At 63.5% G+C, this 14,168-nt stretch carries 11 protein-coding genes; 3 read left to right on the top strand and 8 right to left on the bottom strand.

The window, feature by feature from the left end; all coding sequences use genetic code 11:
• Nucleotides 1-200 precede the first annotated feature (200 nt).
• Nucleotides 201-1,607, top strand: a complete 1,407-nt coding sequence (locus H7A19_09175; GenBank protein ID MCP5474993.1) for an alpha-glucosidase C-terminal domain-containing protein — start codon at nucleotides 201-203, stop codon at nucleotides 1,605-1,607.
• Nucleotides 1,608-1,699: 92 nt separating this feature from the next.
• On the opposite strand, the gene H7A19_09170 is transcribed toward H7A19_09175, so the two are convergent.
• The 5 genes from H7A19_09170 to H7A19_09150 form a co-directional block, all read right to left on the bottom strand.
• Entirely contained in the window at nucleotides 1,700-2,617 is a 918-nt protein-coding gene (locus H7A19_09170; protein MCP5474992.1) for a hypothetical protein, read from the bottom strand.
• The gene (locus H7A19_09165; GenBank protein ID MCP5474991.1) at nucleotides 2,617-2,895 is read right to left on the bottom strand and encodes a hypothetical protein; all 279 of its coding nucleotides are present in this window, start codon (nucleotides 2,893-2,895) and stop codon (nucleotides 2,617-2,619) included. Before H7A19_09165 ends, H7A19_09170 begins: the two co-directional genes overlap by 1 nt.
• 329 nt (nucleotides 2,896-3,224) lie before the next feature.
• Entirely contained in the window at nucleotides 3,225-3,398 is a 174-nt protein-coding gene (locus H7A19_09160; protein ID MCP5474990.1) for an oxidoreductase-like protein, read from the bottom strand.
• Nucleotides 3,399-3,947: 549 nt separating this feature from the next.
• Nucleotides 3,948-4,163 (bottom strand): hypothetical protein, encoded by a 216-nt coding sequence (locus tag H7A19_09155; protein ID MCP5474989.1) that lies wholly within the window; start codon nucleotides 4,161-4,163, stop codon nucleotides 3,948-3,950.
• Nucleotides 4,160-7,309, bottom strand: coding sequence for a glycosyl hydrolase (locus H7A19_09150; GenBank protein ID MCP5474988.1), 3,150 nt, complete (start codon nucleotides 7,307-7,309; stop codon nucleotides 4,160-4,162). The genes H7A19_09155 and H7A19_09150 overlap by 4 nt, the downstream gene beginning before the upstream one ends.
• A gap of 463 nt (nucleotides 7,310-7,772) precedes the next feature.
• On the opposite strand from H7A19_09150, the gene H7A19_09145 reads away from it, so the two are divergent.
• Together H7A19_09145 and H7A19_09140 are read left to right on the top strand one after the other, a co-directional pair.
• Nucleotides 7,773-8,165, top strand: coding sequence for a hypothetical protein (locus H7A19_09145; protein ID MCP5474987.1), 393 nt, complete (start codon nucleotides 7,773-7,775; stop codon nucleotides 8,163-8,165).
• A 96-nt stretch (nucleotides 8,166-8,261) separates the two neighbouring features.
• On the top strand, nucleotides 8,262-9,611 hold the full coding sequence (locus H7A19_09140; GenBank protein MCP5474986.1) for a substrate-binding domain-containing protein: 1,350 nt from the start codon (nucleotides 8,262-8,264) through the stop codon (nucleotides 9,609-9,611).
• A 262-nt stretch (nucleotides 9,612-9,873) separates the two neighbouring features.
• Here the strand turns inward: H7A19_09140 and H7A19_09135 are convergent, their stop codons facing one another.
• From H7A19_09135 to H7A19_09125, 3 genes are all read right to left on the bottom strand, one after another.
• Nucleotides 9,874-10,311: a cell wall hydrolase gene (locus tag H7A19_09135; protein ID MCP5474985.1), complete on the bottom strand. Its 438-nt coding sequence runs from the start codon at nucleotides 10,309-10,311 to the stop codon at nucleotides 9,874-9,876.
• A 593-nt stretch (nucleotides 10,312-10,904) separates the two neighbouring features.
• A complete protein-coding gene (locus H7A19_09130; GenBank protein ID MCP5474984.1) occupies nucleotides 10,905-12,338 on the bottom strand; it encodes an aldehyde dehydrogenase family protein in 1,434 nt (477 codons plus the stop codon).
• A gap of 118 nt (nucleotides 12,339-12,456) precedes the next feature.
• On the bottom strand, nucleotides 12,457-14,097 hold the full coding sequence (locus tag H7A19_09125) for an acetolactate synthase large subunit (protein ID MCP5474983.1): 1,641 nt from the start codon (nucleotides 14,095-14,097) through the stop codon (nucleotides 12,457-12,459).
• Nucleotides 14,098-14,168: the final 71 nt, after the last annotated feature.

Raw genomic sequence — 14,168 nt, 5'->3', positions numbered from 1 at the left:
CCACCGGTTTCGGCTCGGCACTGCCCAAGGGCCATGAACCACAAACTACCTGCAAGTTGCGAGCGATCGCGGATGAATCCGCTTGGAGTGGGGTCCGAGATTGAATTCGAATTCATCCGCGGTCGCGGTCCCTGTACCGCGTCCGGCATCAAGTGCGCGGGCTACACTGAGCTCGAATCAATCGCCGAGAGGTGCTGCGCATGCCGGGTTCCACATCAACCTTGCGACTGGGCCTGGCGACGGTGCTCCTTTCCCTGGTGGCCTGCAGTAACGCTCCGACCAGGGCGGACATCGTGGACCCCTACCAACCCAAGCCCTATGTGCAGCTGCAAACGCCGGAATGGGCCAGGGACGCTGCGATCTATCAGCTGAATACGCGTCAGTTCACGCCTGAGGGCACCTTCCGCGCCGCAGAACGCGAATTGCCGAGGCTCAAGGCGCTCGGGGTCAAGATTCTGTGGTTGATGCCCATCCACGAGATCGGGGTCAAGAACCGCAAAGGCGGCCTCGGCAGCCCTTATTCGGTCAAGGACTACTACAGCGTCAATCCCGAGTTCGGTACGCTGGCCGACCTCAAGCATTTCGTAGACGCCGCCCACGCGCAGGGTTTCAAGGTGATTCTGGATTGGGTTGCCAACCACACGGCCTGGGACAACCCGCTGGTGAGCGAACACCCCGACTGGTACGAGCGCGACTGGAAGGGTGATTTCCGGCCCACGCCCTGGTGGGACTGGGCCGACATCATCGATCTGGACTACAGCCAGCCTGGCTTGCGGCGCTACATGACCGAAGCACTCAAATACTGGGTGCGCGAGGTGGACATTGACGGTTATCGCTGTGATGTGGCGGGTTTCGTGCCAGTGGATTTCTGGGACAACGTCCGCCGCGAGCTCGATGCGATCAAGCCGGTGTTCATGCTGGCCGAGTGGGAATCGCGCGATCTGCATGCCCGCGCATTCGACATGACCTATGCCTGGAGCTGGAACAAGGCGGTGCACGAGATTGCACACGGTCGTGCAGACGTCAATGCGCTGTACATCTACTACTCGTGGAACGAGAGCGCTTTCCCGCGCGAAGCGCTGCGCATGGTCTACACCAGCAATCACGACCAGAACGCCTGGGAGGGCACCGGCCCGGAGCAGTTCGGCGAGGCCTTGCCGGCAGCGATCGTGCTCAGCGTGGTCGGCGAGGGTCTGCCGCTGATCTACAACAGCCAGGAAGCCGGCGAGAGCAAGCGACTGGCCTTCTTCGAGAAGGATCCGATCGCGTGGAAGTCCTCGCCGATAGGCGATCTGTATACCCGCCTGCTGGCGTTGAAGAAGCAGCACAGTGCATTGTGGAATGGACGCTGGGGCGCACGCATGGTGCATGTTCCCAACAGTGCGGCCGCCAAGGTGCTGAGCTTTGTGCGTCGGGATGCCCAGAGCCAGGTCTTCGTCGTGATCAACTTCTCCCATCAGGCGCAATCGGTGACCTTGCACGAAGGTCTGTATCCGGGCGCCTACACCGATTACTTCGCGGGTCAGTCGGTGGAATTGGCTGCCGAAAGCACGCTGACGCTCAAGCCCTGGGAGTACCGGGTTTACCTGCGTGATCTGGCTCCTTGAATCAGCGCCGGGCGACGGCAGACGATGCGCCTATCCATGCGGGCCTTGGTCGTCGAAACACCAAGCCAGCTGCCGGCTCGTCAGACAGCGCATCAGCGCATGGTCAGGATATGCACGTTCAGGCTGGAAAAGGACTGGGTCGCCGTGCCGATGTTGCAGAAGCGCAGCATGACGACGCCGGCGCTGTCCACGCGTCCGGGCAGGGCGATGAATCTGGAGGGCAGGGTGGCACCGGCCTGCAGGCCGAAGATCACGAGATCATTGACTTGCGCGCCGCCCGCGCTGACGGAGACGTCGGCGCAGGCGCCGCCCGCCAGGCTTACGCCGCCCATGGTGCCGGTGATGTCTGCGCCCATGATCTTGGCGCGGGTGATGCTGTTGTTGCCGATCTTGGTCTCGGTGACGGCCAGATCGGCGATCTTGGAGCTGGAGACAGCCGCAGTTGCCAGTTCACTGTTGCCCACCGCAGCGCTGGCGATGGCGGCACTGGTGACTGAGCTGCTCCCGAGCTTGCTGGATGTCACCGCAGCGATGCCGATCTTGGCATTGGTCACTGCGCCATCGGCAATCGTTGGGTTCGGGTAGTTGCCTGTCAGGTCTCCGCCGGCGGGGCCGCTGATGCTGCCGCTGAGTGCAAATTGCGCGACGGGGGTGGTAGACACGGCTTGTCGAGGCAGCATCGGCGTGCCGTTGACGCTGACCTGCAGCCATAGCTGGGTTCCATCGAAGGCGCCGGGAAAGCTCAGGGAGACCGTGAACAGCCCGTTGGTCACGGGGAAGCCCGGTTCGCTGATGGTGGCACCGATCTGATTGCCATTGGTATCAGCGTCAAACAGGGCGAAGCTGAGATTGAAGCTGCCATTGGCGGGTGCGCCGTTCTGGCTGAGGCGCCCTTGATAGGTGAACTCAGGCAATTGCGGCACGGCGACAGCGGTTTCAGTCAGCAAGCAGCAGGTGATCAAAACGGCACAGAGGGACGTGAGCAACTGACGGGCGCGCATGGTCTTCATCACTGACAATCCTCAAATCCCTGACGAAAAATCGTGTCGGACGAGACGGTGGCATCGCCCGCTCGGAAGCCGCTGATCAAAGAGAAGGAGCCGCCGCTCGCTGATCCGGCAACCGCCTCGCCGAAGGTGCCGTCCAGTGCCAGGCAGCGTCCCAGTGATTCGGCGTGACCACCACCGCCCGCGATCACGGACCCGGACAGACTGACCTGAGCCATGACCGGCAGAGCCAGTGCCAGCAGCAGGATCAGCAGCGTCGTCGGGCGACGCCATCCGGCCATTGATTTCGCGGTTGGGGGCTCACCCCGAGACGGCCTGAAACCGGTCGGCAGCATGGTTCAACCTCCGATGACATTCCCGATCAGCCTGACCACGGCAGTCAACCCGATTGCACGAGCTGACCTTTCAGCGAGGCGCGCCCGAGCATGAGTTCGGACATTGAGACCTACAACGGAAAATCGTGGCGGACGAGGCCACGGCATCGGTGAATGGGTCCCTGCTCATGGCGATGGCCGATTCAGCCGTCGCAGACGCCGGAAAATCATTGCGGCCAAGGCCTGCACGATTGCATCGAGTAGGGGAATGACCGTCGCGAATCGAAGGTCGGGCGTCAATCATCCTGCCCGGACTGGCGTGCCTGCCATGCACTCAGTTCCTCACGGTAAAGCGCGCGGGCCTCGGCGTAGACCTCGAACACACAGCGCGCGCAGCCGCTGTCGCAGCAGTCGGAGGCCAAGGGCTTTTCCGGCGGCGTCGGGCGGGGATCGCTGAGCGATTCAGGCAATTCTTCATGATAGCGGAGGGCGGGTGGGCCTCGGTTCTTGCGATAGCCTGGTCCTAGCCCGCATTTCTCACACCTGCGCGAGCAGATGCCCCCAATTTCCTAGTGGTTCAAGGCGATTCCGACGCACGCACCAATCACGGAGTGCTTGGCTGCATCTGCCCGCTTTGCGGCCCTCGCTGGTTCTTTGCGACTATCGCTGCGTTGCTCCTCCTCGCCATGGAATCACCATTCCTCGTCGTCGCGCCTTGCGCTAGCCCGCATTTCTCACACCTGCGCGAGCAGATGCCCCCAATCTTGTGGTGAACAAAGGGCATTCCGCGGCACGCACCAGTCACAGAGTGTTTGGCTGCATCTGCCCGCTTTGCGGCCCTCGCTGGTTCTTTGCGACTATCGCTGCGTTGCTCCTCCTCGCCATGGAATCACCATTCCTCGTCGTCGCGCCTTGCGCTAGTCGCAAAGCCCTGCGCGATCTTCCGCAACAGGTGTGAGAAATGCGGGCTAGTCGCAAAGCCCTGCGCGATCCTCCGCAACAGGTGTGAGAAATGCGGACTAGCGTGGCGCCTGCGCGGCCGGAGGCGCGCCTTTCGGCCGCCGCATGCGCCCCAGAATGATCGTTGCCAGGGCCAGCAGGATCTCGTCCACGAAGGGAATGAAGTCGGGGATTGCGAGATCGGCCAGAAACAGGCCCGCGGTGAGCAGCAGCAGCTTGGGAAAGCGCAGGTGCTCGGCCCAGCTGGAGATGGCCGAGATCAGGGCGCCGATCACGGCTGACGTCCGGTTCTGACGGGCAGGATCAGCCGCGGCAGACTGGCTTTGGCCGCAGCGGCCTCCAGCGTGGCTACCGATCCGCCTTGCATCTGCGCGATCGCCGCCTCGCGGGTGGCCAGTTCGGCGCTGAAGCGGGCGTATTGGGCGCGCATGCCCTGGCTGGGGGCGTGGTCGGAGTCCTGCGCGGAGCTGAACAATCCGGCCAGCTTGGAGTACAGCTGCGGGCCCTTGGGGCCGCGCAGAAAATCGTAGGCGACCTTGGCTTCGGGATTGTGCATCTGGCCTTCGATGCTGTCGGCATCGGCCGTCACCGCTCGGGCGGCCGCCACCAGTTCCGCGTGGCGCTGATCGTCCTTCAGGCGCTCACTCAGGTCAGCCGCCTGTTCGCGCGCGGCGCGCAGCCATTCGATGCCCAGTCGCGTGCGTTCCAGATCGGCACGCAGCTGCAGGGCGAAAGCCAGCTGCTCGGCCATGGCAGCGGTGTCCACCGGCGAGCGTGGATCGGCGAGCACCGTGACCTCGGTGCCGAGTGCCAGATTCGGTCCGCTGAGCTCAGCCCGGTAGCTGCCCGGCAGGGCCAGCGGCCCCGATTCCGGATCGCCGGCAAAGAACTTTGCGCCGCTGAGGCGTTGGGCGCCAGCGTAGGACAGATTCCAGGCCACCCGGTGCCAGCCGGCGTCGAGCGAGAGTTCGGGCTTGGGTGCTTCGCCGGGCGCATCCGGATCATCCTTCTCGCCGGCTCGCGGTTTGGCCGTGCTGCTGAGTTCGCGCACCAGCTGACCGTCCTTGTCGAGAATGCGCAGCTTGAGTTCGCCGTCGACCTTGGCCGGCAGGTAGTAGCTGAAGATCGCACCATAGGGCGGATTGCTGCTGCCATTATCCTCTCCCCAGCGCTGGTCCCGGCGCCAGCGCGTCGCCGGCGCCGGCGTGGCCAGCTGCGCCTGATCGGACCTGCCGCGCAAGGCCATGCGCAGGGCCGCCAGATCGTGGAAGGCGTAGAGGCCGCGCCCGCGGGTGCCCAGCACCAGATCGCCATGCGCGGTTTCCAGATCCACCACGGCTACGGGCGGCAGGTTCAGCTGGATGGCGCGCCAGTGGCGGCCGCCATCAGTGGAGGCATAAATCGCCCGTTCGGCACCGAGATAGAGAATGGCCGGATCGGTCTCGTCCTCGGCAATCGCATACAGCGGCATGTTCTGCGGCAGGGTGCTGGCCAGATTGCGCCACGAGCGCCCGCGGTCATCGCTGGCGTAGAGGTAGGGGCGATCATCACCCAGGCGATAGCGATGTGCGACGACGTAGGCGCGTCCAGCCTGGTGGGTGGACGTGCGCAGGCTGGAGATCGTGGCATCCACCGGCAGGCCCTTGGGCGTGATCTGCTGCCAGCTGTCGCCGTCATCGATGCTGATGTGCACCAGACCATCGTCACTGCCTACCCAGATCTCGCCCGGTGTCAAGGCCGACTCGTCGATGGCGAAGATGGTGGAATAGACCTCGACTCCGGTGTTGTCGCCGGTGATCGGACCACCGGACCAGCCCTGTTTGCTCTTGTCGTTGCGGCTCAGATCGGGGCTGATGATGGTCCAGGTCTCGCCGCGGTCACGGCTGCGGAACAACACGTTGGCGCCGTGGTAGATCGTGGCTGGATCCTGTGGCGACAGCTCGATCGGTGCGGTCCACTGGAAGCGCTCGCGCATGTCCGTCGCCGGCAGGCCCACGGTGCTGTCCGGTACCGAGGAGATGTTGCGGTACTGTCCGGTGCCTTCGACATAGCGCGAGAGATAGCCGCTGTACTCGCCGGCATAGACGGTACCGGTCTGCGCCAGATCGTAGCGGAAGTCGCCGGCTTCGCCGCCGCCGACCGCGCGCCAGTCGCTCATCGAGCTGCCGCCGTTGGCCAGGCTGATGATCGGGCCGCTGATGGTGCCCATGTCCTGCAGGGTGCCGCCGACATGGTAGGGGCGGCGCTGATCGACATCGATATGGTAGAACTGGCCCAGCGGCAGATTCGGCTTGCGCCAGCTGACGCCGCCATTCACCGACAGTTCGACACCGCCGTCGTTGCCGGAAATCATGCGCTCGGGCGCGCTCGGGTCGATCCAGAGGGCGTGATGGTCGCCGTGATCGAAGCCGCCCACCGGCTGTACCGTCTTGCCGCCATCGAGTGTGCGCTGCATGCGCACCTGAGGGAACCAGACCACATCGGCATTGTGCGGGTCGGGCACCAGCGTCATGTAGTACCAGGCGCGCTGACGCAGCACCCAATGGTCGTTGATGCGGGTGAAGCTGTCGCCGCCGTTGTCGGAGCGGTACAAACCGCCGTCCTCGGCCTCGATCAGGGCGTAGATGCGCTGGCCATCGGCCGGCGACACGGCCACACCCACCTTGCCCCATTCGCCTTTGGGCAGTCCCTTCTCGCCCGCGGTCAGACGGGTCCAGGTTTCGCCGCCATCGGCCGAGCGCCACAGGCCGCTGCCCTTTCCACCACTGCGCATGCCCCAGGGCGTGCGTCGCATCTGCCAGCTGCCGGCCCAGACGATGCGCGGATTGCCGGCGTCGATCGAAATATCGCTGGCGCCGGTGTCGGCATCGATGCCGAGCACCTGCTGCCAGGATTGGCCGCCGTCGCGGGTGCGATAGACGCCGCGTTCGGCACCGCTGGCGAAGGGCGAACCCAGCACCGCGGCATAGGCAATCTCGGCATTGCCCGGATCGACCTCGATGTCGCCGACAGCGGCCCGGAGCTTGAGCGTGTGTCGCCAGGTCTTGCCGGCATCGGTGGACACGAACAAACCTTCGCCAGGCTGGACGTTGCCGCGGGCATTGGCTTCGCCGCCACCGACGTAGATGACATTGGCGTCGCTGGGGGCGACTGCCAGCGAACCCACCGAGTTGGAGGGCACCTTGTCGAAGATCGGCGCCCAGGCGACTCCGCCATCCACGCTCTTCCAGACACCGCCCTGCGCTGCCGCCAGATACCAGGTCAGCGGATCACCGATCACCCCCGATACCTGCGTCAAACGACCGCCGGCATTCGGCCCCACCTGCCGGTATTCCAGACCTGCCAGCGAATCGGGCGCCTCGGCGGCCAGGATCGACGATGACAGGGACGCGAGCAGCACGAACACGGCGCAGCGCAGCATGGGCTTGATCCGGCGGGAGCGGACGTTCGACGCTAGTGGCAGGGGCCGGCGATGGCAAGTGCAGGAAGGCGCCGACCGACCAAGGCGGCGTGAAGCACTGCAAACTCGGTCACCCCTGTGGGAGCGGCTTCAGCCGCGACAGCTCTTTCTGGATGTCCAGCAAAGAGCGGGACGCGAAGGACGCGAAGGAAAAGCAGAAAGGTCGCCAAGAAGAGCTGTTCAAAAGATGAGATTCGATAGGGATCTTGATGCTTTGGCTTGCTCGCCAGGACCGCGCGACTTCCGCCGAAGGTGCAGCCGCAACGGGTCTTCAACCAAGAACTGCTTTCCTTGCTTGCTCTTCCTTCGCGTCCTTCGCGTCCTGCTGTTGGCTCGGCTTGCGCGGGAAACGGTCGCGGGCGGAGAGCCCACAGGGTGGTGCGGGGCAGGGCATACTCAGCACAGGCAGAGAATGGAGGTTTCCATGCGCGGCGCAGGCGGCACATCAGGTGGCTTGGGTGAGTTTTTCCTCGGACTGGGACTGGTGGTGGCTGGCGGCTACCTGCTGCTCAAGCAGGTCATGGTGACCAGCGGTGGCTGGAGCCTGTATGGCTACGATGCCTTCGGGCTGTCGCTGGTGCCCTTCCTGCTGGGGCTGGGCATCGTGTTCTACAACGGCAAGTCGATCATCGGCTGGTTTCTGGTGTCGGCCGGCATCCTCATCATTCTGGCCGGCATCATCGCCAATCTGCGCGTCTATTTTGCCCCGACCAGTCTGTACAACACGCTGATCATCCTGGGAATGATCGCGGCTGGCGTCGGTCTGGTCGCGCGCTCGGTGCGCGAGCACGAGAATTCGCAGCCGGGGCCGGGCTGAGCCGCCGGCATCGTGCTTGGCAGCGCAATCTGGTGGCAACGCAGGCGTCATTGACCGAGCCTAAGGTGCTTCCATCTCCCCGGATGGAAGGCAGCCATGGCCTTGGTCAGACCCCGTTTCTCGTCGCTGGCATGCTGGATGTTGCTGGGCGCCCTCAGTTCGATGGCCCAGGCCGAGGACATCAGCCTGCGACTGCACGGCTCCAACACCATCGGCGCACGACTGGGGCCCGACCTGCTGATGGCGTATGCGCGTTCCAAGGGCTTCGTCGGCGTGAAACAGTCGGAGACGTCTCCGCAGGAATTCCTGATCGAGGGCCGACGCGCCGATGGCAGCAAGTTCCACGGCATCGTCAAGGCGCATGGTACCAATACGGGCTATGCCGACCTGAAATCGGGTGCCGCCGATCTGTGGATGGCATCGCGTGAAGCCAAGGCCGAGGAGGTCCGGGATGCCCGCGCCATCGGCAATCTGCACTCCGCCGACCAGGAGCATGTGATCGCGCTGGATGGCCTGGCGATCGTCGTGCACCCGGACAATCCGGTCAGCGAGCTCAGTGCCGATCAGATTCGCGATGCCTTTGCCGGCCGGATCAGCAACTGGTCGGGTCTCGGCGGAGCCCCGGGCCCGATCAGACTCTACGCGCGCGACGAGAACTCCGGTACCTTCGACAGTTTCAAGACCATGGTGATGAGCGACGGCGCCCAGCTCAGCAGCCAGAGCCGCCGCTTCGAATCCTCGGCGGAACTGGATCGGGCGGTGGCGGCGGATCGCCAGGCGCTGGGTTTCGTCGGCTTCTCGCATATCGCACAAGGCAAGGCGGTGGCCGTCAGGGCAGCGGGCACCACGGCCTTGAAGGCTGACGCGCTCTCGATTGCCACGGAAGATTATCTGTTGGCCAGACGGCTCTATCTGTACTCAGCCAGAGAAGCGTCAGCAACGACCCGGGAGTTCCTCGACTTCGTTCAGGGCAGTGCCGGACAGAAGGTCACGGCCGCGGCGGGCTTCGTAGCCCAGGACATCTTCGTGGCCGAGGTCGATCCGCTGCCGGGCAATCCCGACGGCTACTACGACGTTATCGCCGACGCCGAGCGGCTCTCGCTGAATTTTCGCTTTCGCCCGCAGAGCGCCACGCTCGACAGCCGCGCGCTGCGCGATATCGAGCGTGTCAGTGATTTCATGAACCAGCCGGCAAATCGCGGCAAACAACTGCGGCTTGCGGCCTTCGGCGTCTCCAGCGAGCGCTCGCCGATGATGACCCTGTTTGCGGTCAATGACCGGGTCGATTACATCTCCCAGATACTGGCGTCCCGTGGTGTGCGGACCGAGATGAGTCGCGGATTTGTCGACGGCGCTGCGGTGGCCCCGATTGACCGAGCCGAAACCCGCGCCCGGAACGAGCGCGTCGAGGTGTGGTTGGCGGAACCGCGTTCGCCTCAGGGCTAGCAGCCTGTCGGACTTGAAAGCGATCGGCTGCAAATCCGCCCGTGCGGTCCATATTTCGCCGCCTTCTTGGGCAATAGAGGAGCTATTGCCCTGCGAAATCGTCAAGTCTGGCCTCGCGCAGTCGACTTCGCTTCGATCCTTCAAGTCCGTCAGCGCTGCCAGCGATCGGCGAAGGCTCGAGGGCAGGAAAAGGCGAGGAGTTGCTGCGCAATGCTATTGCCTGCCCTCGTGCCCTCGTGCCCTCGTGCCCTCGTTTTTGCTGTCAGTTCACCCGGTAGAAGCCGTGGTCACCGATGATGTGCAGGGGTTCGCCGCTGGACCAGTGAGTGCTGACCCGCTCATAGGCGAGAAAATGGTCTGCGCCGGGGACGATCAGTCGCCGTTGCGGCTCCGGCAGTTGCCAGTTGCGCAAGGCTTCCATGGTGACCTTCCAGGATCGGCCAAAGGCCTTCCAGTCGGTGATCTCCTTGTCGGGTGACACCAGTGTCAGCGCGAATTGCTTGGGCTGGGTCAACACCTCGCAGAGCTGATTGCCATAACGGCCGCTGTCGCGACGCCGCAGTGCCACTTCGGCAACTGCCAGTTGCCCTTCTACCGACTGATTGCGGGCTTCGAGGTAGATCGTGGTGGCGAGACACATCGAGTCCGCCATCGGGGTGGGTGAAAACGAGCTTAGCCAGAGTATCCAGGCCAACTTCATGCGGGTTTCTCCGTTCGAGCATCCTTCCGCACTTCTCGGCCAGGGCTCGAAAGCACCGACCAGACAAGTACCAGGACCAGGGAACGTAACGAGCCGGGACAAGTTCCTTGCCACGGTTCGAACGCTGTTAGTTGGTCTGTGCAGCGAGGGGTTCTTCGTTTAGCCCCGACTGCTCAGACTTGCCGTCACGCGGCCAACGCGACGGGTTCCACGTGCGCGGTGTGCCATCCTGGACACCGCAAACCAGCCATTTCGGCTGGCCCTAGCAACAACCGTACCTGCAGCGCGCTAGAGCGTGCACTCCAAATGCAGGTGCCAGATTCTTGCCACAAGTGACGGAATGGAGGCTGACTGGGGGACAGGGATTCGCCTGACTCACGCACTCGGATTCAGCATTCCCTGACAATTTCGCTCCCTGTAGGAGCGCCCTTGCGGCGCGACCGCTGTGCGCGAAGGCTGTGGATCATGAAAGCGGCGATCGCGGATGAATCCGCTCCCACAGGGGCGATCTTCCAGTCCAGGCAAGCCGTGGAGCATGCAAACAAAAGGCCCGCATCGCGGGCCTTTGCCGGGTGCCTGAAGCCGCTTGAGGATCAGGGATCCTTGACCACCAGCAGGCGAATCTCGGTCATGTCCTCGATGGCAAAGCGCACGCCTTCTCGACCCAGACCGGAATCCTTGACGCCGCCGTAAGGCATGTTGTCGACGCGCCACGACGGCACATCGCCGATGACCACGCCGCCCACATCGAGTCGATCCCAGGCTTTCATGGCTCTGGACATCGAGTCCGTAAAGATGCCGGCCTGGAGGCCGAACATGGAATCGTCGACCCGTTCCAGCACCGCATCGAAATCGTCGAAGGGCTCGATCAGTGCCACCGGACCGAAGGCCTCCTGGCAACTGACGTCCATGGCCGGACCTGCGTTCTCGATCAAGGTGGCCCGCAACATGGCGCCCTCACGGGTGCCGCCGCAGAGGATATTCGCGCCGCCAGCCCGAGCGGCTTCGATCCAGCCATGCAGGCGCTTGGCTTCGCCTTCGGAAATCATCGGTCCGATGAAGGTGTCTTCCTGGCGTGGATCACCATGCACCAGGTTGGAAACCCGTTCGGTCAGCTTCTCGCGCAGCGCAGGGTAGAGCGAGCGATGGATCAGGATGCGCTGCACGCTGATACAGCTCTGACCCGACTGGTAGTAAGCGCCGAAGACGATGCGGTCGGCGACATGGTCCAGGCGCTCGCCCTGATCCTCGTCGACCACGCAGGCGGCGTTGCCACCCAGTTCCAGAATGACCTTCTTCTTGCCGGCGCGCGCCTTCAGGTCCCAGCCCACACCGGGTGAACCGGTGAAGGACAGCAGCTTGAAGCGCTCGTCGACGGTGAACAGATCGGCGCCGTCGCGATGGCAGGGGAGAATCGAGAAGGAGCCTTCCGGCAGATCGGTTTCGGCCAGCACCTCGCCGATGATGATGGCGCCGATCGGTGTGCGACTGGCTGGCTTCATCACGAAGGGACAGCCTGCGGCAATGGCCGGCGCGATCTTGTGCGCGGCCAGGTTCAGCGGGAAGTTGAACGGTGAGATCAGTGAGCAGGGACCAATCGGTGTGCGCTTCCAGAAGCCGCGATAGCCCTTGGCCCGCGCAGAGATCTCCAGATCCATGACTTCGCCGTGGATGCGCACCGCTTCTTCCGCGCCCACCTGGAAGGTGTCGATCAGGCGGGTCACTTCGCCGCGGGCATCCTTGATCGGCTTGCCGGCCTCGATGCACAGGGCATGGGCGAGTTCGTCGAAGCGTTCCTTGAAGCGCTTGACGCAATGCTCAAGCACGGCCTTGCGCTGGTAGGGGCGGAAATCGCGAAGCGCCTTCTGCGATCTGACGGCGGCGTCGATGGCCGCGTGAATGGCGGCCGCATCGGCCTGGGCCACGCGTGTGGCCACCTTGCCGGTGTACTTGTCGGTGACCTCGAGGTCGGTGTTGGCCTGAATGGCCTTGTTGGCCAGGTAATAGGGATAGGCGTCACGCAACATCTGTGTCTCCTGATGGCCCGAAGGATTGCCTGGGGGCGACGGGCGGGCTTGCCCGCACCGCCATCCGAAACTGCGCCATTGACGCGGCCGGCCCGCCGCGTCAATGGCCGGAACGAGACTACAAAGCCGCGCTCAACTCCTTGATTTCCTTGTTCAGGATGGCGTGATTCTCGGAGTAATCGATGGCCAGTTCGATGATGTCCACGCCCGGTTCCAGCAGCGCCTGCTTGAGCATGGACTGGAACTCGGCGGTGCTGTTCGGGCGCCAGCCACGGGCGCCGTAGGCTTCGGCGAGCTTGACGAAATCCGGATTGTTCATGTCCATGCCGAAGTTCTCGAAGCCCATGCCCGATTGCTTCCACTTGATCATGCCGAAGGCGTTATCGCTGATGATGATGACCACGATGTTGAGGTTCAGACGGACCGCCGTCTCGATTTCCTGCGAGTTCATCATGAATCCGCCATCGCCGCAGACTGCGACCACATTGCGATCCGGATAGACCATCTTGGCCGCCATGGCGCTCGGCAGGCCGGCACCCATGGTGGCCAGCGCGTTGTCGAGGAGCATGGTGTTGGGTTCGTAGCAGCGGTAGTAACGCGCATACCAGATCTTGTACATGCCGTTGTCGAGGCAGACGAGGCCGTCGCGCGACACTTCCTGGCGCACGATGTCGACCATCTTCACCGGATGGATCGGGAAGCGCTCGTCATCGGAACGCAGCTTCAGATGATCGTTGAGTGCACGGCGGATGCCGTCGAAATAGGCGAAATCCCAATGCGGCTGGCGTTCCAGGCGCTGCTTCAGACGCCAGATCGAGTTGGCCATGTCACCGACCACTTCCACTTGCGGGAAGTAGACGGTGTCGACCTCGGCCGAGAAGAAGTTGAGGTGGATGACCGTGCGCGCGCCAGTGCGCATGAAGAAGGGTGGCTTCTCGATGACATCGTGACCGCAGTTGATGATGCAGTCGGCCTTGTCGATGGCGCGATGCACGAAATCTCCGTCCGACAGCGCGGCATTGCCCAGCCACAGCGGGTGGTGTTCGTCGATGACACCCTTGCCCATCTGGGTCGTGAAGAAGGGGATGCCGAGCTTGTCGACAAATTCCGTCAGCATCTTGCTGGTGGTCTTGCGATTGGCGCCGGCACCGACCATGAGCAGCGGCCGCTTGGCGTTGGTAATGGCTTCCACGGCGTAGACGATGGACTTCTCGTCGGCAACCGGCCGGCGCACATGGCTGGCCGGAATCACGAAAGCCTCTGTCTCTTCGTCGGCGATGTCCTCCGGCAGTTCCAGGTGCACCGCACCTGGTCGCTCTTCCATGGCGCGGCGGAAAGACTCGCGCACGCGCGCCGGAATGTTGTCGGCCGAGACGATCTGCCGCGTGTACTTGGTGAGCGGGCGCATCATGTCGACGATGTCGACAATCTGGAAATGGCCCTGCTTGCTCAGTTTGACCGGCTTCTGGCCGGTGATCATCAGCATCGGCATGGCGCCGAGCTGGGCGTACGCGGCTGCGGTCACGAAATTGGTGGCACCAGGACCGAGAGTGGCAAGACAGACACCCGGATGACCAGTGAGGCGACCGTAGGTGGCAGCCATGAATCCCGCGCCCTGCTCATGGCGGGTCAGGATGAGTTTGATCGAACTGGTGCGCAGCGACTCCAGGAAGTCGAGATTCTCTTCGCCGGGAATGCCGAAGATGTACTGCACGCCCTCAGCTTCCAGCGCGCGAATGAACAGGTCTGATGCCTTCATCGACAATGCTCCGAGTGGGGTCCGTTCGATTCTGTGCGCCAAAGTGAACCTGGGTCAACGCAAAACTCGCA

This window comes from Rhodanobacteraceae bacterium (assembly GCA_024234055.1).
Classification (GTDB): Bacteria; Pseudomonadota; Gammaproteobacteria; order Xanthomonadales; family SZUA-5; genus JADKFD01.
This window is presented reverse-complemented; position numbering and strand designations above follow the sequence as displayed.

Coding starts and splice junctions, on each gene's coding strand:
- H7A19_09175 (MCP5474993.1), top strand. CDS start 201: ATGCCGGGTTCCACATCAACCTTGCGACTGGGCCTGGCGACGGTGCTC.
- H7A19_09170 (MCP5474992.1), bottom strand. CDS start 2,617: ATGAAGACCATGCGCGCCCGTCAGTTGCTCACGTCCCTCTGTGCCGTT.
- H7A19_09165 (MCP5474991.1), bottom strand. CDS start 2,895: ATGGCCGGATGGCGTCGCCCGACGACGCTGCTGATCCTGCTGCTGGCA.
- H7A19_09150 (MCP5474988.1), bottom strand. CDS start 7,309: ATGCTGCGCTGCGCCGTGTTCGTGCTGCTCGCGTCCCTGTCATCGTCG.
- H7A19_09145 (MCP5474987.1), top strand. CDS start 7,773: ATGCGCGGCGCAGGCGGCACATCAGGTGGCTTGGGTGAGTTTTTCCTC.
- H7A19_09140 (MCP5474986.1), top strand. CDS start 8,262: ATGGCCTTGGTCAGACCCCGTTTCTCGTCGCTGGCATGCTGGATGTTG.
- H7A19_09135 (MCP5474985.1), bottom strand. CDS start 10,311: ATGAAGTTGGCCTGGATACTCTGGCTAAGCTCGTTTTCACCCACCCCG.
- H7A19_09130 (MCP5474984.1), bottom strand. CDS start 12,338: ATGTTGCGTGACGCCTATCCCTATTACCTGGCCAACAAGGCCATTCAG.
- H7A19_09125 (MCP5474983.1), bottom strand. CDS start 14,097: ATGAAGGCATCAGACCTGTTCATTCGCGCGCTGGAAGCTGAGGGCGTG.